At 37.6% G+C, this 17,504-nt stretch carries 16 protein-coding genes and 3 pseudogenes; 4 read left to right on the forward strand and 15 right to left on the reverse strand.

Going from position 1 to position 17,504, the window contains the following annotated elements; all coding sequences use genetic code 11:
* Positions 1-71: 71 nt before the first annotated feature.
* The 4 genes from ACTQXY_RS09445 to ACTQXY_RS09460 all read right to left on the reverse strand — a co-directional run bounded on the left by ACTQXY_RS09445 (position 72) and on the right by ACTQXY_RS09460 (position 6,990).
* Positions 72-2,276 carry an ECF transporter S component gene (locus ACTQXY_RS09445; RefSeq protein WP_441659253.1) on the reverse strand — a complete coding sequence of 735 codons (2,205 nt, stop codon included), beginning with the start codon at positions 2,274-2,276 and terminating at the stop codon, positions 72-74.
* 72 nt (positions 2,277-2,348) lie between these two features.
* Entirely contained in the window at positions 2,349-4,535 is a 2,187-nt protein-coding gene (locus ACTQXY_RS09450; protein WP_441659254.1) for an NHLP bacteriocin export ABC transporter permease/ATPase subunit, read from the reverse strand.
* A gap of 11 nt (positions 4,536-4,546) precedes the next feature.
* Positions 4,547-6,736 carry an NHLP family bacteriocin export ABC transporter peptidase/permease/ATPase subunit gene (locus tag ACTQXY_RS09455; protein WP_441659255.1) on the reverse strand — a complete coding sequence of 730 codons (2,190 nt, stop codon included), beginning with the start codon at positions 6,734-6,736 and terminating at the stop codon, positions 4,547-4,549.
* A 20-nt stretch (positions 6,737-6,756) separates the two neighbouring features.
* Positions 6,757-6,990: a hypothetical protein gene (locus ACTQXY_RS09460; protein ID WP_441659256.1), complete on the reverse strand. Its 234-nt coding sequence runs from the start codon at positions 6,988-6,990 to the stop codon at positions 6,757-6,759.
* A 225-nt stretch (positions 6,991-7,215) separates the two neighbouring features.
* Here ACTQXY_RS09460 and ACTQXY_RS09465 point away from each other — a divergent pair, with 225 nt between their 5' ends.
* Positions 7,216-7,341 (forward strand): hypothetical protein, encoded by a 126-nt coding sequence (locus ACTQXY_RS09465; protein WP_441659257.1) that lies wholly within the window; start codon positions 7,216-7,218, stop codon positions 7,339-7,341.
* 264 nt (positions 7,342-7,605) lie between these two features.
* Positions 7,606-8,028, forward strand: coding sequence for a LytTR family transcriptional regulator DNA-binding domain-containing protein (locus ACTQXY_RS09470; RefSeq protein ID WP_441659258.1), 423 nt, complete (start codon positions 7,606-7,608; stop codon positions 8,026-8,028).
* A gap of 277 nt (positions 8,029-8,305) precedes the next feature.
* Here ACTQXY_RS09470 and ACTQXY_RS09475 read toward each other — a convergent pair whose 3' ends face one another.
* From ACTQXY_RS09475 to ACTQXY_RS09485, 3 genes are all read right to left on the reverse strand, one after another.
* On the reverse strand, positions 8,306-8,641 hold the full coding sequence (locus ACTQXY_RS09475; RefSeq protein WP_441659259.1) for a nucleotidyltransferase domain-containing protein: 336 nt from the start codon (positions 8,639-8,641) through the stop codon (positions 8,306-8,308).
* A 19-nt stretch (positions 8,642-8,660) separates the two neighbouring features.
* On the reverse strand, positions 8,661-8,909 hold the full coding sequence (locus ACTQXY_RS09480; protein WP_441659260.1) for a hypothetical protein: 249 nt from the start codon (positions 8,907-8,909) through the stop codon (positions 8,661-8,663).
* A gap of 400 nt (positions 8,910-9,309) precedes the next feature.
* Positions 9,310-9,672, reverse strand: a complete 363-nt coding sequence (locus tag ACTQXY_RS09485; RefSeq protein WP_441659261.1) for a hypothetical protein — start codon at positions 9,670-9,672, stop codon at positions 9,310-9,312.
* A gap of 166 nt (positions 9,673-9,838) precedes the next feature.
* Here ACTQXY_RS09485 and ACTQXY_RS09490 point away from each other — a divergent pair.
* A pseudogene (locus tag ACTQXY_RS09490) lies at positions 9,839-9,922 on the forward strand (IS3 family transposase); the annotation flags it as partial.
* Between the two features lie 176 nt (positions 9,923-10,098).
* Here the strand turns inward: ACTQXY_RS09490 and ACTQXY_RS09495 are convergent.
* The 8 genes and pseudogenes from ACTQXY_RS09495 to ltrA form a co-directional block, all read right to left on the reverse strand.
* Positions 10,099-10,824, reverse strand: a complete 726-nt coding sequence (locus ACTQXY_RS09495) for a TipAS antibiotic-recognition domain-containing protein (RefSeq protein WP_441659262.1) — start codon at positions 10,822-10,824, stop codon at positions 10,099-10,101.
* A 239-nt stretch (positions 10,825-11,063) separates the two neighbouring features.
* Positions 11,064-11,549 (reverse strand): annotated as a pseudogene (locus ACTQXY_RS09500) (lysine--tRNA ligase); the annotation flags it as partial.
* A 167-nt stretch (positions 11,550-11,716) separates the two neighbouring features.
* Entirely contained in the window at positions 11,717-12,958 is a 1,242-nt protein-coding gene (locus tag ACTQXY_RS09505; protein WP_441659263.1) for a tyrosine-type recombinase/integrase, read from the reverse strand.
* Positions 12,959-12,991: 33 nt separating this feature from the next.
* Complete coding sequence (locus tag ACTQXY_RS09510) at positions 12,992-13,189, reverse strand: hypothetical protein (protein ID WP_114002694.1); 198 nt, start codon at positions 13,187-13,189, stop codon at positions 12,992-12,994.
* A gap of 97 nt (positions 13,190-13,286) precedes the next feature.
* On the reverse strand, positions 13,287-13,478 hold the full coding sequence (locus ACTQXY_RS09515) for a DUF6462 family protein (protein ID WP_441659264.1): 192 nt from the start codon (positions 13,476-13,478) through the stop codon (positions 13,287-13,289).
* 329 nt (positions 13,479-13,807) lie between these two features.
* The gene (locus ACTQXY_RS09520) at positions 13,808-14,059 is read right to left on the reverse strand and encodes a helix-turn-helix domain-containing protein (RefSeq protein ID WP_441659265.1); all 252 of its coding nucleotides are present in this window, start codon (positions 14,057-14,059) and stop codon (positions 13,808-13,810) included.
* On the reverse strand, positions 14,043-14,483 hold the full coding sequence (locus tag ACTQXY_RS09525) for a sigma-70 family RNA polymerase sigma factor (protein ID WP_441659266.1): 441 nt from the start codon (positions 14,481-14,483) through the stop codon (positions 14,043-14,045). Before ACTQXY_RS09525 ends, ACTQXY_RS09520 begins: the two co-directional genes overlap by 17 nt.
* A 240-nt stretch (positions 14,484-14,723) precedes the next feature.
* Positions 14,724-16,136: a group II intron reverse transcriptase/maturase gene (gene ltrA, locus ACTQXY_RS09530; RefSeq protein ID WP_441659267.1), complete on the reverse strand. Its 1,413-nt coding sequence runs from the start codon at positions 16,134-16,136 to the stop codon at positions 14,724-14,726.
* Between the two features lie 609 nt (positions 16,137-16,745).
* Between ltrA and ACTQXY_RS09535 the strand changes: the two are divergent.
* Positions 16,746-17,330, forward strand: a pseudogene (locus ACTQXY_RS09535) (ISL3 family transposase); the annotation flags it as partial.
* Positions 17,331-17,504 lie beyond the last annotated feature (174 nt).

The raw sequence follows: 17,504 nt of genomic DNA on the forward strand, positions 1-17,504 counted from the left end.
GGTATAGAAGGTTTTTATATCTTCTAACGAGCGTCATCTTGTTCTCATGCCCGACTTTGTGCGGGCTATTTTCATTCATTGTTCCAACAAAAATCGGAATTTCCTATTATAGAATAAATTTCATCAAAGGCAATAGCAATCTGATGAAATACTTTTGGGCTGCATTCCTCTGGAAAATTTTCCTCTACGAATTTCGCCCCGATCTCCGTATTCTCATACACTGCATTTAATGTGATCGTCTTCCACCGAGCATACATTTTCAATACAACCATAGTAATGTCATCAAACTGTTCTGCTTTTCCTGCAAACCGGTCTATATCTTTCCGTATCGTCTGAACCAGCTGTTCTGGCGCCTGATCATAATTTTCTTCCATGCAGTGCAAAAGCCGATCTTCTCCATATAATTCTTCTTTTTCATTATTCGCCTCTGTCACACCATCCGTATAGAGATACAGCATATCTCCCCGTGTAAATGTAATCTGATTATTTCTGTAACGGATTCCTTCACGCATACCAAGCATAATACTTCTTTTGTATGTCTTATGATCCATATAGACGAATGGCTCACCTGCCTTTTTCAAAAGCGGCGGATTATGTCCTGCATTGGCAAATGTCAAAGTCCCTGAGCTGTAATCCAGAATACCGAGCCAGACCGTTACAAACATGCCGGTTTCATTATTTTCACAAAGTTGCATATTCGCAAGCTCTAATGCTTCTGCAGGACTTTTTCCATTCAAAACAAAGTTTTTAAGCAATGTCTTCGCAGTCATCATAAACAACGCTGCCGGCACACCTTTTCCTGAAACATCAGCAATGACTACCCCTAATTTCTGTTCTTCAATCAAAAAATAATCATAGAAATCCCCTCCAACTTCTCTCGCCGCATCCATAATTCCGCAGATCTCATACTCGTGAAATCTTGGTATCACATGCTCTGCTGCCGGAAGCGCTGAACGCTGAATCTCTCTTGCAAACTCCATTTCCTGATTGATCTTGGCAGCAACCTCTTCCATCGTCTCTTTCAAAGCATAGACTGTGGCATTAATACCGTCTGACAAGACGGAAAATTCTGCATTATTGCGCACCTCGACTAGTTCGTCAAGATTCCCATTCTGTATCATCGACAACGACTGATTTACATGATAGATCCGGTCAACAACATTATCCTGTAAGAGCTTTGAAATCAGCAAAAATATGGTCACAAAGATCACAAAATTAACAAAAAGCAGAATCATTGCCGTTTGATTCCGATCTGCATAAATTTCATCACCAAGCATCATTCCTATCACAGTCATATCTCCACTCTGCATTGCCTTACAAAAATAAGTGCTCCCTGATAAGACTGTTAAAAACACATCTTTCCCTGCTTTGACTTCTTCCATGGAAAATCCTACTTCCGTCAGCTTTTTCCCTATAAATTCCCGATTTCCCGAATGTATTATCGTCTCGTCTTCCACAAGCAAAATCGTTCCCTTAGATCCGGCCCGAAGGGATGTAGGTGTATTATACGCCTCTCCCTTCTCAATCCCCTGAATCACTTCTGTCAGAATAACTTCCAAATAAATATCCGCATTTTCCCTGTCCTGAATTGTCTGCAAAGTATACGAAGAAAGCAGTGTCACCAAAAATCCTCCAGTCATAAATACAACCAGCCATTTCTGAAAAGTCTTTCGCATAGGAATCTGCGTTGTTTTAACATCCTGCATTTCTCTTTTCTTTATGAAAAATATTACAATTGAAACTATCAGAATGGAAATACAGATTTCAATGGATGTATTGGCTCCTAAAATATTGACAAATGCCAATACATAAGCCGAAAGTTCTGAACCTCCGCCCAGCATATCTGGATGCAGGATACACAACAGTATCGTAACTGCCACTGTATTTGTAACCGTGCCTGCTAATGCCGCACCGCCACCCGCAATACACTCGGAGGAAATCGTATCATCATCCATGTGTTTTTTCAAAAATCTGTAGACAAACCATGCCGCCAACGCAATCAATAACCTCGGAACTATGGATAAAACCGGATTTACAAACTGATGGTCTAACGTTTCCGCACCATAGCCCGATGCAGCCACCATTGTTCCGATGCCAAAGATCCCTCCCAGTATTCCCCCATAAGGAAGTCCCAATAAAATTGCAGCTAGTATCACTGGAATATGTAGAATTGTAATTGACAGACTGCCATTTGAAATTTCCCCAAAGCCTGTAATAAGCAATATAATTTCAACTGCAATCAGACCGACACTAATAATCACCTTTTGTTTATGCATATAATCTACTCCAATTCCGTATTAAGTCCAAACACTTTTTTAAAGCTTTCCATTTGTTCCTCTATTTCCTCTTTACCGTTGCCTGTCCACCTGCTGTCTTTCTACCAATTCAGCAAAATGTCCCTTTTTCTCCAACAGTTCCTCATAGGTTCCGTCTTCTACGATCTTCCCCTCATCCAGCACGACAATCCTGTCACAGTGTCTAATGGTAGACAATCGATGTGCAATCACGATTCTGGTACACTTTAATCTTTCCAAAGATTCTGAAACCTGTTTCTGTGTAATATTATCCAATGCCGAAGTGGCCTCATCAAACATCAGAATCCTTGGTTTCGGTGCGATAGCCCTTGCAATCAACAACCTCTGTCGCTGTCCTCCAGAAATGCCGCCATGCCCCTCTGAGATAATGGTATGCATTCCCATTGGCATCTGCCGGATATCGTCTGCCATCCCCGCCATCTCTGCTGCCTCCCATGCCTGTTCCAAAGTTAGCTGCGGTGCGGAAATTGTAATATTGGAATAAATATCTCCCTGAAACAGTTTCCCGTTCTGCATCACGACACCAATCTTCTGCCGCAAGGATTTTACATCCATAGAATTGATATCTTTTCCATCATAATAAACAGCACCTTTCTGCGGCTTTTCAAATCCTAAAAGAATACGTATTAACGTAGATTTTCCACATCCGGTCTTCCCTACGATTGCTACATACTGTCCCGGACGTATCTTCAAAGACAGATTATCCAGCACATTGGGCATCGTCTTCTGATACCGAAAAGACACATTGTTTAATTCAATAGAGCCTCTCAGCCTTGTAACAACCTGACGTTTTGTATCTATTTCGGGCTCTGTTTCCAGAATTGGAGTAACCATTTTTAAAATAGGCTGAATCCGGGATACCGTAATCACAATCCCCGCAAGAGAAGCAAATGCTCCGCTTACCATGCCATAAGCGCTGTTAAATGCCATATAATCTGCCATCGTAATTCCAGAGTGGATTGCCGTATAATATATTACAATTGTTCCCACAAGGGAAATAGCTGTTATGATAGTTCCGTTTAATTTCAAAAACATAGGCGGCTTATATAAGTATTCTGCCGCGTTCACATATTGTCTGCTCCATTTTGCAAACGCTCTCTTTTCAGCCCCTGCATTTTTTATCTTTGCAACTCCATTGATAAGCGCATACACCATTCCGCTTTCTTTTCCCGCCTCATTCATCTGCCTTTCTGTAATACGCATCTGCACCACAGATGTAAGTAATAAAAAGCATATTGTTACCAACGTGATCACAATGGACGGTACTACCAGTGTCGGCGCAAATTTCAAAACCTGCCCAATATAAACCAATGAAAATACGGCGGTCAGACCGGTAGAAAATACAGCGTCAAATATCATACTGCAAAGCCGGTTCATATATCCGATGCGGTTAGCCAATTCTCCGGAACTGAATCTTTTGAAAAAGTCAACCGGAAGAGACAACACCCGCATCATAACTGCGCTCTCGACTGCCAGATTCATCTTCGTGGAAATGTTTGTATTCAAAATACCCTTTATAACTGTAATAAAACTTCCTGCAAGCGTCACACAAAAAAGGGTCAGAACAACCGCCATAAGAAGCGGTCTGCTTCCATACACCAACACTTTCCCATACAGATAGTGACTGATTTTCGGAGTTACAAGACCTAGTGCTGTTAACACGCCTGTTGCAGCAAGTATCATCATATAATCCTTTGTATGTAACTGCCGGAAAAGATACCTGAGCAAATCCGGGATTTTCAGTTTTGTCAATGAAAACGGCTGATAAAAACATACCGCTTCTTCATCGATTTCTTCTGCATTTTTGCGGTTTATTTTCTTTATTTTTCCCGTGGAATATTCCCTATAATAATAACCATGCATTCCTCCCGGAAGAAGTGCTATGATACTGCCGTCCTTTTTCGTTCCCAGCATAGCTCCAATGGCATCCTGATACCAATCCCCGGATAATTTTACAGTTCTTCTCATAATACCTGCAGGACATAGCAGGTATTCCAATACTTCATTGATATCCTTCAACTTATCCGGTATTTCCCGGATACGCACATGATAATATTTTAAAATATCACCAATGGCCTCCTCTGCCAATTTCCTGTCATCCGAAAAACTAGTTATTATTTTTTCACTGCTGACCAGATTTGCCATCCGGGCAAACGCTTCGGCAAACATTTCATCATCATTTTCTATTCGCTGTTTTATTTGTTCATCAAACCACCCCATGACTCCGTCTCCTACTCACTCAGAATCAATTCTTCATATTTCCCATGGCATGCCATTAAAGTCTCATGTGTTCCACGCTCTGCTATTTTGCCATGCTCCATCACGATAATCTCATCACAATCCCGAATCGTAGACAATCGATGGGCGATCACAATACAGGTAATCCCCCTGTCTTTGATTGCTTTTACCACATCATACTCTGTTTTTGCATCAAGCGCCGATGTTGCTTCATCCATAACAATGATGGTTGGATCCTGGGCAAGCACTCTCGCAATCTCCATGCGCTGTCTCTGCCCTCCGGAAAAATCTTTCCCGCCTTCCAGTATCCGGTAATCATATCCCCCATCTCTCTGCATAATATCCTCATGCAGACTCGCATCTCTGGATGCAAGAATCATTTCATAATCTTCAATCGACCGATCCCACATTTTGATATTATCGGCTATCGTATCTTCGAAAAGTGTAATATCCTGATCCACTACGGCAAGTGAACCCGTAAAAATATTCCGGTCAATTTCTGATATCGGTTTTCCGTCAAACAATATTTCTCCACTCCACGGCTGATACAATCCGGAAATCAATTTTGCAAGCGTCGATTTCCCACATCCTGATCCCCCTACAAACGCCACCTTCTGTCCCATTTCCACAGTCATGTTAAAATCTTCAATCAATGGCGGTGCCAGTTTCGAATACCCAAATGTCACGTGTTTCATTTCTAGTCTTCCTGATAATTTATCATAACTGATGTTTTTGCATTTTTCATTTTTATACTCAACATCTGTCGGATATTCCATAACATCTTCAACCCGTTCCATGTCCGTACGCATTTCCCTTATAGTTGTTCCGGCATTGGCAAGATCTGTGACCGGCATCATAAAAGAAGACAACATCGTCTGAAATGCAAACAACATACCGACGGTAAATTCACCCTTGATAATCAGATTAAAACCAACTCCAAGAATGGTCATATTCACAATGATTGAAACTGCCTGAGGAATGAGACCGTAATATGCATTCATTCTCATTGCTTTTCCATTCTGTGAATTTACCGAAGCCTGATAACCGGACCATTTTTCAAAAAAACCATTTTCAGCGCCGCTTGCTTTGATCGTCTCGATCATTTCAATTCCGGAGACGGTTGCCGCTGTAAGCTTCGCCTCATCCCGCATCTGTACCCTGGAAATCTGAATCTGCTTTGTCGTGATATATTGATTCACAAGCAGATTTATGATCATTCCCATAATTCCGATCAAAGTTAAAACCACACTATATCTGAGAATCACGACCAGGTAGATCCCCATCATGATCAGATTTAACATCGTAGGCGCCAGTGTCTGGATTAAAGTAGCCGCAATCGTTGCATTCGTTGCCTTTCTTGCTACAATATCACCTGCCATGCGCTGACTGAAAAACTCTACCGGCAGCCTGAGAACATGCCACATATACTGTGCATTTGCTTTCACTGCAAGTTTGCCCTGAATTTTCAGCGAATAGACTGCCTGCATTCCGGACAATACAATCTGCATAATTGCAAACATAGCCAGAAACACAAAAAACGGATATATCCATGCCGGATTCAGCCCTGTAATCAACTCATCCATAAAGATTCGTGAAAACACTGGATTTATGACACCAAACAAAGTAGTAATCAACGAAACCAACACAGTAAACAACATGGCTGCCCCGGTTCCTTTCATCTGTTTGGTGACAAATTTTTTCATACTTTTCTTTTTTCCGTCCGACACAAATTCCCCGGAAGGTTCCATTATGATACAGACTCCGGTAAACGACTTGTCAAATTCATCCATAGACATCTCAACCACACCTTTCGCCGGGTCATTTATCACCGCTTTATTTTTCTTAAATCCATCCAACACCACAAAATGATTGAAATTCCAGTGAATAATACATGGAAATATCCCTTTTGCTTTTAAAGTTTCCGGTTCAAACCGAAAACCTTTCGCCGTCATCCCATAATTTCTTGCCGCAATTAATATATTTTTTGCATTGGACCCATCTCTTGATACTCCGCAGTCTATCCGAACCTGTTCCAGAGGAATCCATTTCTGATAATATGCCAGAACCATTGCAAGGGACGCCGCTCCGCATTCTAATGCTTCAAGTTGTAAGATAACCGGCACCTTTGCCACCTTATCAGTAACCGGTGATTTCATTCTCTTTTTCATAGTCTGTTTTTTCATCTTTCATTTATCTTTCATAATTAATTGGCAAAAAATGAAATAGGCGCAACCGTCTCCGTTACCACTTCCCCATTTACTATAACATTCACTTCAATCTCTCCTACAATTCCCCAAATAATCACTGCTGTAAGCATCAAAACAATTGCCGCAAGAACAAGCCACATACCTGGTTTTGTTACTTTTATATAATCATCAATCTCTTCGGGAGAAGAAATATGGTCTAAACTCTTTTTACGAAATATCGAATCGCTCATCAAAACCTCCTCATCCGACATTTATAAAATAAGATAAAAGGTACATCTCACTTGTTACTGAACTAAAAAATACACCTGAAATATGCAAGCACAGTATATCATGGCACTTTTACATCCACAACATCAAAGTCCTCAATGGGAAAAAATAAGATTTTATAGGAATATTTTTCTGGTATAATAGATATAAGGCAGCAAACACCAAACATAGAAAGAAGGAAGAATTTCATGAATACAACAAAAAAAGAAAAGCTGGAAAAATTATTAATCCAACAGTGCAGTCTTGTTTTTCATTCCTATTTTAACCGGGATATGGATACCTTTGTCACATTGCTTGACAAAGATTTTGTATAGATCGGCTCCTATGAATTCCAGTTCACCAAAGGAATTGAAGAATTTTTAAAAATTACAGAAGATGAGCAAAATGAACTTTCTGCGGAAGTCTATGACGAAGAATATCATATTCTTTCTCGCGAACAAAATACATGGATTGTCTATGGTCGTTTCTGCGCTTCGACCTGGAAGGATAAAACCACCTTTTTATATACCCGCCAGAGAGCCACTTATGTATGGAAACTTACAGATGGTATATTTAAACTCCTGCATCTTCACTGCACAATGGCAAGAGATATTCCGCTGGAAGGAGAAGTGGATACTTCCAACAAACAAAAGATGAATACCAGATGGTACGACTATATGCTGTATGTAGAGAAAAACCGTTCAAAGGATCAACAACATTTTCTATTAAAAGATGCCAAAGGCGGAATGCATTACCTGCTTCCTACTGAAATCCTATATGTTTCCATTTCATATCGTATCGCGACAGTCTATACTTCGACTGGAAACTTTTGTGTACACAAAAATCTGTCGCAATTGCTGGAGTTGATGCCATTTTTAATGCAGACACATAAAAGCTGGCTTGTAAATCCACTGTATATTATAGAAATAAAACGATACAATATAACACTTGCAAACGGAAGTGAAATTCCGATTGGGAAATTACGATATGACGAAGTGCGGAATCTCTTGATGAAACGATAGAATTTAAGAGGGACTATCTTTATATCTTTTAACCAATGTCATCTTATTTTCATGCTCGCTTTTGTGCGGGCTTTTTTCATTCAAGGATTCAACGAATATCGAACTTTCCTATAACGTTAAAAGAGGACACTCTCGGGAAGATTTCTATCTTGATATAATTTTTATTGAAATTCGCAAGGGCATCTTTATGCCTCTTATATGCGTTTCCATCTAAAGCATGAATAGTTGAAATAGCATGATAAATTCCATAATGGGCTCTGTTATTCGCTCCCCTGCATTATGCTGCATCAAATAACTTTACCCCCTCACTTGCCACATTAGAATAAAACAGATACACTTCTACCCACTTATTAAAATGCTCTTGGTTCTTTGCTATCGGCTTAATATCTACATCATAATCCATATTAAAATCATAGGTTACACCAGATAACTCATGACGATACTTTTTGATGTCTATATCACTTAAATCCAAAAGCACCATAATATCTATATCCGAGTCCTTTGTATAATCGCCCCTTGCATAAGAGCCATACAGAATAACTGTTTTCAAATGTTTTCCGTATATTTTACAGAGCAGTTCAACATATTGGCTCACTAACGCTCTTGTTGTCATAGATATACCACCTCTTTTATCAATTCTCCAATACAATAGACGAAATCTCTTCATAGTATCTATCGGCTATATATTCTGCCGATTCTGCCCACAATCCATTTTCTGTTTCCTGCAATGTCTTATACGTTTCAGACTTATAGAATTTCAATGCAGCTTCCTCAAAACTGATATGAAAATGTTGTTGCAACAATTTTAATACATCCCTAATTTGTATGCAAACATTCATAGTGATGTCTTTTCCATTAAAACTATATATCATTTCTGGCATAAGAACTCCTCCGTACCAACTGCAAATACTGCAATGCCTTCTCTGTATGAAATGACACCTGATTATTTACTTTGCTATATCGCAGCCTTTCTACCGCTTCTGCTGCTATTAAAATATTTGCTAGATAAAACAATTCAACCAAATTATTTCCTGAAACATGGTACTTTTTGGCATATGCTTCTATTGCCTGAACAGATAATATTTCTGTCTTTTTTCTATACTTTTATTACAAACGCATTGTTCATAAATACGCAATAAAATTTTTTTGACACAACAGTAAGAAGAATAACTGGCAAAATAAAAAATACCTTTGACAAAAGCAGGTCTGCTTCTCATCAAAGAATTCGTAAGCAGACTGGGCATTGATTTAGAGTAGTTATTGTTGCAAAAATAAAATTTATTATGAATGAAAATTCCCAGTTCTTACCCCAATATAAAACAAATATGAAATTGTAGAAAAAAACACTACTATTAGAGATAGTAAAGCAAAAACTAATAAAGTTCCTGAACCAAATAATATGTCAGAAGATTCTTTTCCTTTTTCCTCTTGCAAACGTTTGATTATTGGTAAAAGGAATGAATACAAGATACTTATATACCATATTATATAAAAAGTTGATAGTATAAATAATGGAATGGTATCAGTATTAATAATACTTAAAGGAAGAAATGTAAATCCTGACAATGTGGCAAATATTAAGCAAAGTACTAATACTGTATATAAAATAAATGAAATAGTTCGTATACGCCCTTTTTGTGCCATCTTATATTCCCCTTTTAATTTTTTCAAAAATTATAACATTTAGCATGGTGAAATTCAACTAAATAAAGCCTAACAAAATAAAAAAAATTGTATCCGTTTTAATTTTGGCGAGTTTACTCTGCACACCTGTTTTATTATAGCTGTGAGGAATTAAAAACAAAAACGATATATAAAGTATTACAACGAACAAAGAATTAAAGAGAAACTAGGATGGATGAGTCCTGTATTTGAGAGATCACCTCATCTATGAGATTTTGTGCTTCTTTTAGTGTTATTTTCCCCTCAATATTTTGAATGGCAGTATTAATCAAAAGTAATACTATCAGATGTAAGGGATAAATAGAAAAAGCCCTTTTGAGAACAGGATTTCTCCTCTCTCAAAGGGCAAGTTTAACAAGCGGACATTAGCTAAATCACCTGAATAAACTACTTGCAATAACTTTCTATCGCTTTTGCAACAAATACTGCTGTTCCTGTTCCAGCCGCTTTATCAATATTCTCTGTAAACTCTCCTCCCGCAGCATACATTTTACCAAGACCATTTAATATCTCATTTGAACACTTATAAAAATGCTCAGTAATATAATCCTGTAACTCCTTTACTTTAAGTTGAACATCAAAGTCCTCTGGCTTTTTATCCGTCATTTTTCCAAATTCCACGAATATAAGCATAAGGTTTTGCCAAGCTTGTTTTTGAGTTTCTGATGACTGTTTGTTGGACTTTTCTTTGTATTCTTTATATTCTGCCGTCTGTCCCCACTGTTCCTTCGCTTTTCTTGTATACTCGTCCATTTTTGTTGTATCAAATACTTTTAAATCCATTTTACTTACTCCTGTCGCTTTTATTTTTCGAGCAAAAGTAATCAAACCTTCAAGATGCTCCTTTTTCATTATCAGCAAATCAATCTGTTGTTCCAATACCTTATTCCTGTCGAAATTAGGAGAATCAATGATATGTTTAATTTCTTTCAAGGGAAATTCAAGTTCTTTAAAAAGTAAAATCTGTTGCAATCTTTCCATTGCTGTATCGTCATACAATCTGTACCCAGCCTCCGTATACTTTGTAGGTGGCAAAAGTCCTATGGTATCATAATATTGCAGAGTGCGTATACTCACTCCTGTCAATTTGCTCACATCATTTACCGTCATCATTTGCTTTTCCCTCCTCTCGATAAATATACTCTAAGCTATTACGTTGCGTAAGAGTCAATGGCTTTTTTAATTTTCTGAAAATATGTTGCCTGCACAACTTCTAATTGTATTTCCATTCATTTCACAAAATGGGCAATCCCGTGTAGGACTGCCCATCAATGTAAATAGCTACTTTTCAAAAAATCATCAAATGAAGTACATCTCGTTTATAAAGTAAAACGATACATCAGTACATCATATTAATACAGCTTCGCCCCTGCCGGAATGTGGTTATCTACCATCAAAAGATGAAGTTTTTCTTCGCCTTCTTCTTCGTGAATTGCCGATAATAACATACCGCAAGACTCAATACCCATCATTGCTCTTGGCGGAAGATTTGTGATTGCAATCAATGTCTTACCAACAAGTTCTTCCGGCTCATAGAATGTGTGAATACCGCTTAATATTGTACGGTCTGTGCCTGTTCCGTCATCTAAAGTGAACTGTAAAAGTTTTTTAGATTTCGGTACTGCAACACACTCTTTCACCTTAACTGCTCTGAAATCAGATTTACTGAATGTTTCAAAATCAACCATTTCTTCAAATAATGGCTCGATTTTCACGTTAGAAAAGTCGATTTTTTCTTCCACAGCCGGAGCCGCTTCAACTGATGCCGCTTTCTGCCCTGCGTTGTTAGCTTCGTTCTTAGCTGCACCCTGTGACTTCATTGTCGGGACTGCGATTACTAGCATATAGTATATAATTTATTTTCCTTTATTGCAACACTAAATTGCCTTTTATCACTTATTTTATGAACTCTTAAACCTGATTAAGACTTCTTAGTTTGTCGTACTCCTGTCGTACTTTACAAATTTTGTCGTACCTCCTCAGCAAAACCAAATCAGACTCTTTCCTAAAATACATCTAATTTTCTTGCCAGCTCTTGTATCGACTCATGTTTTTTTGTTTCGGTAACTTCTGCATAAATGTCCATCGTAGTTTCAATATCTGCATGTCCCATGATAGACTGAATTACCTTTAAATTTGTTTCATTTTCACAAAACCTAGAACAAAAAGTATGCCTCAAATGATGACATGAAAAATGTGGTATTAAAATTGGCTCTCTTTTTTCTTTAGCAGCTTTTACTACTTCTTCAGCATTATACGCCTCATATATACGTTTAATGGCTCTATTGATAGCTTGCGGATTATGTACATTTCCAAAGCGATTCGAGAAAATAAATCCTGTCATGCCATCAATTTCTGTTTCATTAAATCCATTTTCTTCTTGAAAAGCATATTCTTTTTTCAGAGCTTCATAAACTGTATCCATCATAGGGATAATCCGTATACCCGCCTCAGTCTTTGGCAACGATATAGAAAATGAACACATAGAATGTTCTTTATATTCTCTACTGTAATAAACCAAACTATGATTGATACTAATGAGCCTCTTTTTGAAATCTATGTCTTCCCATCGGATTCCTACTGCTTCGCCTATTCTGCAACCAGTACCAAGCAAAAACTTGAATAATGTCACCCAGTTTTCAAATTTTTCATTATCTTCAACATATCTTATAAAAGCTCTTTGTTGCTCTAAGGTTAAGGCATGTCTTACACCATGATTTCTTCCGGGCAATTTTTTAATTTGTGCCATTACTCCATCGCTCGGATTATTTCTAATAATATTATCTCTTACTGCTAATTGAAAGGTTGGATGCAACACTGTTTGAATAATCTCAAGTGTATTCACTTGTATTTTCTTATCGTTCAGTAAATGATGATAGAACTGTAGAACATCTGAGAACTTGACAGCAGCAATTTTCTTTTTACCAAATCCATCTCTCACAAAACGATCATACATATATTTATAGTTTGTTCTCGTCGTAGCTCTTAACTCTGATTTTGTAGAAATATATCTATCAAAAACAAAATTAACTGTTGCACTCCCCGCAACATAGGTATCCAAACCATCTAATTGATCTTTAATCAACTGTTCTTCACGTTCTCTTAATATCTTAATGTCTTTTGAATAAATGCTTCGCCTTCTACCTAATGTGTCCGTATATGTGTACACATATTTTCCATCACATTTACGTTGTGTTTCTCCCTTTCTTAATACCCTGCCTTTCTTATCTTTCCTTGAATATGCCATTGTTCTCCTTTCTCAAGGAAAGAGTTCTCACATTTAGCTTCTTTCGGAATCTTCCATTGCATATTGCAAATCAATTCCTTTTTGTAACACATCTGTTATGGTCATGTCATGTTTGGACGCATATTCTTTTAATTTTGTGGCTTCTTCTTCCGTCAACTTCAATCCAATCAAAGTATTTTTCGGATTTGCTGACTTTGGTCTTCCCATCTTTGCCACTCTATACACCTCCATTCATTTCTCCTTTATTGTACTTTTAGTTTAACCATAAGTCAAGTGTATTTTTCTTTTTTCTGAAAAATCTTTCCCCTATATAAAATACATTTATCCTCTATACTCGAAATGTTTCAAGATACTCATCAAATATATCCAAATCCACCAGTACCATACGATCTATCTTTAAAATAGCTCTAGCATCTTTTGCTAACTCCTGAAACTTATTCATTCCCATGCTATACATCTCTGCGCCTTCTTTATATCTGACTAACCTTTTCCTTTTTTCTTTTTTTGATTCTCTTTGCATATTTTTTATTCCTTTTCTTTAACTACATTATTTTAAATAATCCTGCAGATGACCACGAGATATAGTCACATTGGATTTTCACCATCTTTTCAGACCGGACAGCCTTTTCCGGAAGTATCATTATTAAAAATAGTATTTTCGCACAAAATTCCCATTTTTGTTTGTAACTCAATATTACTCGCTCGTATCACTCAACTTTATGACATGATGTCGCAAAGTTGAAAAGTTCGATAGTCATGGCGTACTGATTACCGGCTCCACTACTTTCTATGTTCTGCAGGAAGAATATTTAATTATCAAGGTGCAATATCCATTCTTTTCCAAATTTTTTAACGTACCATTTTAAATCCCAAAACTGTTTTCAGTAATTTTGCTTCTAATCTGCTACGCAAGGTTTCATCTACACAATAATACTCATTTCCATATTCGTCATACATTTTTCGTACAGACAAACAAGATATGTATCCCTCATAATGTTTCATTACTTTATTGATCGATACAATATCTCCCTCCACTGCCTTTTGAACAACAGCAAACGGTAACACATTTATGCCCTTTTCATTCTTATCTGTAGTTTTCATATCCATATTCCTCCATCGTATTTTTCAACAGTTCTAAAGATCGTGTCCGATGTTCACACACTGTACTTCTCACAAGATTTAACTTACGAGCAATTGCAGCATCCGACATTCCCTGAAAATAAGATAAAAAAATAACTTCTTTTTTTCTTTCTGTCAGCGTTTCTATTGCTTTCGCCAACAATTCATTTTTTATCTTCACATCAAACTGCACATTTATCAGAGAATAGCTTTCTACAGCATACTCATCTGTCGTAGATATTTTTCTAAACTCTGACTCCGGCAATTCACAAAATAATATTTCATGTTCTCTCCGATATGAAAGATGCCTCTCATAATCTATTTTCTCCCCTTTCAATGCCAGTTTACATTTACAATCAAATTGATGCCTGATTGTTTCTTCATCGTAGGAAGAAGATTGCTCCATAGAGTTCACCTCCTTCCTATTTGAAGATAAGAGCAAAAAACTTTTCCTTTCGTTCTTATCCCGAATAAATCATGTAAAATGTTCGGCTATAAATATTTTTATCAATCAAACAGGACGTTTGTTACTAAATTTTCACGAAATTATACAACTATTGTGAGATTTATTATCGAGTAGGAGGCTAATCATTAATTAGCCGACCTCTCACACCACCGTGCATACCGTTCGGTACACGGCGGTTCCTTAGTTTTCACAAACTACTAGATAATAGTCAAGCATGGATAGATATCCGAGCTTGGCTATTATTTTCTTGGAAAAGATTTGGTTCAAGACTTTCGCCATTCTCCAATAACCTTTTCTACTACAGGCAAGTTCCTTTGCTTTCCAATGTTCCATTCCCAATGCTTTCAGCATTCGATACTTTGTTTTAATTTTCTTCCATTGTTTCCAATAGACTGCTCGAATCCTACGCCTTGCCCATTCGTCCGTTGTTTTGAGAAGTCCTTTCATATCTGCAAGTCTAAAGTATTCCACCCATCCTCGCACATACTCCTGGTATTTCCTTTCTCGTTCTGCATTACTAATGCCTTTATTTCTATCAGTAAGCTCTCTGATTTTATTTCTCATCTTGATTACCGACTTTTGATGTACTCTAAGTCTGCATTTGCCCCTGTATCTATAAAAGGTATAGCCGAGGTACTTAACTTTGTTGATGTGAGCCACTTCTGTTTTCTTCCTATTTACCTTTAGAAAAAGTTTTCCTTCAATAAACGGTATAATATTCTTCATGGTTCTTTCTGCGCTCTTTCTGCTTTTGCAGAATATCATGCAGTCGTCTGCATAACGGACAAATCTATGTCCTCTGCGTTCCAGTTCCTTGTCCATCTCGTTTAGCATTACGTTACTGAGCAACGGACTCAATGGTCCTCCTTGTGGCATCCCGATTTCTGTACGCTCATACTTCCCGTTTACTATAACTCCCGCATTCAGGTATTTGTGTATCAATGAAATCACTCTGCCGTCTTTGATGGTTCGTGACAACACCTCGATTAACTTACTCTGACATACGGTATCAAAGAACTTTTCTAAGTCCATATCCACTACATATACATAGCCGTCATTTACGTTCTTTTGGCATTGTCTTAGGGCATCGTGTGCCCCTCTTTTCGGTCTGAAACCAAAACTGTTCTCTGAGAACTGCTCCTCAAAGATTGGCGAGAGTTCCTGTGCGATTGCCTGTTGAATCACTCTATCGACAACCGTAGGTACTCCCAGCTTTCTGTACTCGCCTTTTGTCTCTTTGGGTATTTCTACCCTTCGAACTGGGTTGGGTTTATATTTCCCTCCCCTTATCTCTTGGATTAAGGTTTCTTGGTTTTCTCTAAGGAAGGGCAGAAGTTCATCCACCTGCATACCATCGATTCCGCCTTTGCCTCTGTTTCTTTTGACTTGCTTATAGGCATTGTTAAGATTATCTTTCCGCAAAATCAATTCCAAAAGATTGTTCGTCCAATAGTCTGTGATGACACCGCTCTTTTCAGTAATCTTAGAGTAGTCGAACACTTCTGCATACTCTCTCTGTTCCGCAGGTACCATTTGCAGATAGTCCTCTATATGAAGTTGTCTGTTCTTAAATCTACTTTCAGTTACATTCATTGCTTGTGCCTCCTAAAGTTCAGCCCTTCGCCGATGTTTGCAACCATCGGTTTACTATGGCTTCTGCTGACTTCTCGCCATTCGTTGTTACTGACGGATTTCATACTCTGTTTCCATCCGCTGACGAGACCTCCCTTGGTACCACACGTCACTTTCTCTCCACATATCTGCCACATATACTATAGTTAATTCCGAGTAGTTATTGGACTTTGGTTTGTTGTGCAACCTTATCCTTAACTATAGCCTCATGTGATTTCTGTTCGTCAGACCAGAGATTTGCCTCCACCTTCCTTCAGATTCCCCTCACGTTAATCATAGTCTTGCCATGAATAGGACACCCTTGGTCTTGGCTGTATCCTTCCCACTACTAGGGCAGATTAGGGACTTTCACCCATTAGCGACGTGCGCCGCAAGGCGCACACAATAAAAAAACGCCTGATAACAGACGTTTTTTATTTTCACTATTTTAAATGGTTCTATAATAAATGTTGGGGTATAGTTTATTTCTATATTCCCAACATTTTATTTTTGCGTTAAAATAAAAAAAGACCCCCAAGTGCCCAACTAACAACAAAAACACTCGGAGGTGCATACAATGCATAATCATTGTATCGGGTAAAATACTTTGTATGTGATATGTGGATACCTTACGTTGAGTTAGCAAAGATTTATTTTCCAAATGCAAAAATCATCATTGATAAATACCATTTCATTAGACAAACCACATGGGCTATTGAAGGGGTTCGAAAACGATTACAGCGTTCTATGCCTGCACATTTAAGAAAGTATTATAAACGAAGTCGAAAACTTATTTTAACCCGATATTTTAAGTTAAAAGACGAAGATATACAGGCTTGTGACTTAATGTTACTTTATAATGACGACTTACGCAGAGCACATTTTCTGAAAGAAAAATTTTATGAAATCTGTCAAAATCCAAAATATTCCCAACAACGCAAAGACTTTTTTGATTGGATTAAAATGGCCGAAAAATCCGGTATTCCGGAATTTGAAAAATGTGCAAAGACATACCGAAACTGGTCAAAAGAAATCTTAAATGCTTTTAAATATCCACATATAACAAACGGGACAACGGAAGGATTTAATAATAAAATCAAAGTTCTAAAACGTACCTCTTACGGAATTCGAAAATTTGAACGTCTTAGAACTCGTATTTTTCTTGTAACTAATTAACCAAATAGAATGGGCACTTGAAGGTCTGTTTGCCTTGCCATAAATTAGATATTTATGGTCAAAACACAAAAATGCCTTCAAACGCAATAATGGAGCGGAATTTAGAAAATCCCACCCCAACTATTGACTTAGAGCCTTTTAAATTATTTAACATTTCTTTATTTTTCACCTATA

This window comes from Faecalimonas sp. LCP19S3_D12, assembly GCF_052121495.1.
Classification (GTDB): domain Bacteria; phylum Bacillota; class Clostridia; order Lachnospirales; family Lachnospiraceae; genus Faecalimonas.

What these genes read in the sequence shown, in the direction of transcription:
- ACTQXY_RS09475 (WP_441659259.1), bottom strand. Translation starts at nt 8,641, where the DNA reads ATGACAACAAGAGCGTTAGTGAGCCAATATGTTGAACTGCTCTGTAAA.
- ACTQXY_RS09505 (WP_441659263.1), bottom strand. Translation starts at nt 12,958, where the DNA reads ATGGCATATTCAAGGAAAGATAAGAAAGGCAGGGTATTAAGAAAGGGA.
- ACTQXY_RS09520 (WP_441659265.1), bottom strand. Translation starts at nt 14,059, where the DNA reads ATGAAAACTACAGATAAGAATGAAAAGGGCATAAATGTGTTACCGTTT.
- ACTQXY_RS09515 (WP_441659264.1), bottom strand. Translation starts at nt 13,478, where the DNA reads ATGCAAAGAGAATCAAAAAAAGAAAAAAGGAAAAGGTTAGTCAGATAT.
- ACTQXY_RS09465 (WP_441659257.1), top strand. Translation starts at nt 7,216, where the DNA reads ATGAATACAACAAAAAAAGAAAAGCTGGAAAAATTATTAATCCAACAG.
- ACTQXY_RS09445 (WP_441659253.1), bottom strand. Translation starts at nt 2,276, where the DNA reads ATGCATAAACAAAAGGTGATTATTAGTGTCGGTCTGATTGCAGTTGAA.
- ACTQXY_RS09455 (WP_441659255.1), bottom strand. Translation starts at nt 6,736, where the DNA reads ATGAAAAAACAGACTATGAAAAAGAGAATGAAATCACCGGTTACTGAT.
- ACTQXY_RS09485 (WP_441659261.1), bottom strand. Translation starts at nt 9,672, where the DNA reads ATGGCACAAAAAGGGCGTATACGAACTATTTCATTTATTTTATATACA.
- ACTQXY_RS09450 (WP_441659254.1), bottom strand. Translation starts at nt 4,535, where the DNA reads ATGGGGTGGTTTGATGAACAAATAAAACAGCGAATAGAAAATGATGAT.
- ACTQXY_RS09460 (WP_441659256.1), bottom strand. Translation starts at nt 6,990, where the DNA reads ATGAGCGATTCGATATTTCGTAAAAAGAGTTTAGACCATATTTCTTCT.
- ACTQXY_RS09495 (WP_441659262.1), bottom strand. Translation starts at nt 10,824, where the DNA reads ATGATGACGGTAAATGATGTGAGCAAATTGACAGGAGTGAGTATACGC.
- ACTQXY_RS09480 (WP_441659260.1), bottom strand. Translation starts at nt 8,909, where the DNA reads ATGCCAGAAATGATATATAGTTTTAATGGAAAAGACATCACTATGAAT.
- ACTQXY_RS09510 (WP_114002694.1), bottom strand. Translation starts at nt 13,189, where the DNA reads ATGGAGGTGTATAGAGTGGCAAAGATGGGAAGACCAAAGTCAGCAAAT.
- ltrA (WP_441659267.1), bottom strand. Translation starts at nt 16,136, where the DNA reads ATGAATGTAACTGAAAGTAGATTTAAGAACAGACAACTTCATATAGAG.
- ACTQXY_RS09470 (WP_441659258.1), top strand. Translation starts at nt 7,606, where the DNA reads ATGGCAAGAGATATTCCGCTGGAAGGAGAAGTGGATACTTCCAACAAA.
- ACTQXY_RS09525 (WP_441659266.1), bottom strand. Translation starts at nt 14,483, where the DNA reads ATGGAGCAATCTTCTTCCTACGATGAAGAAACAATCAGGCATCAATTT.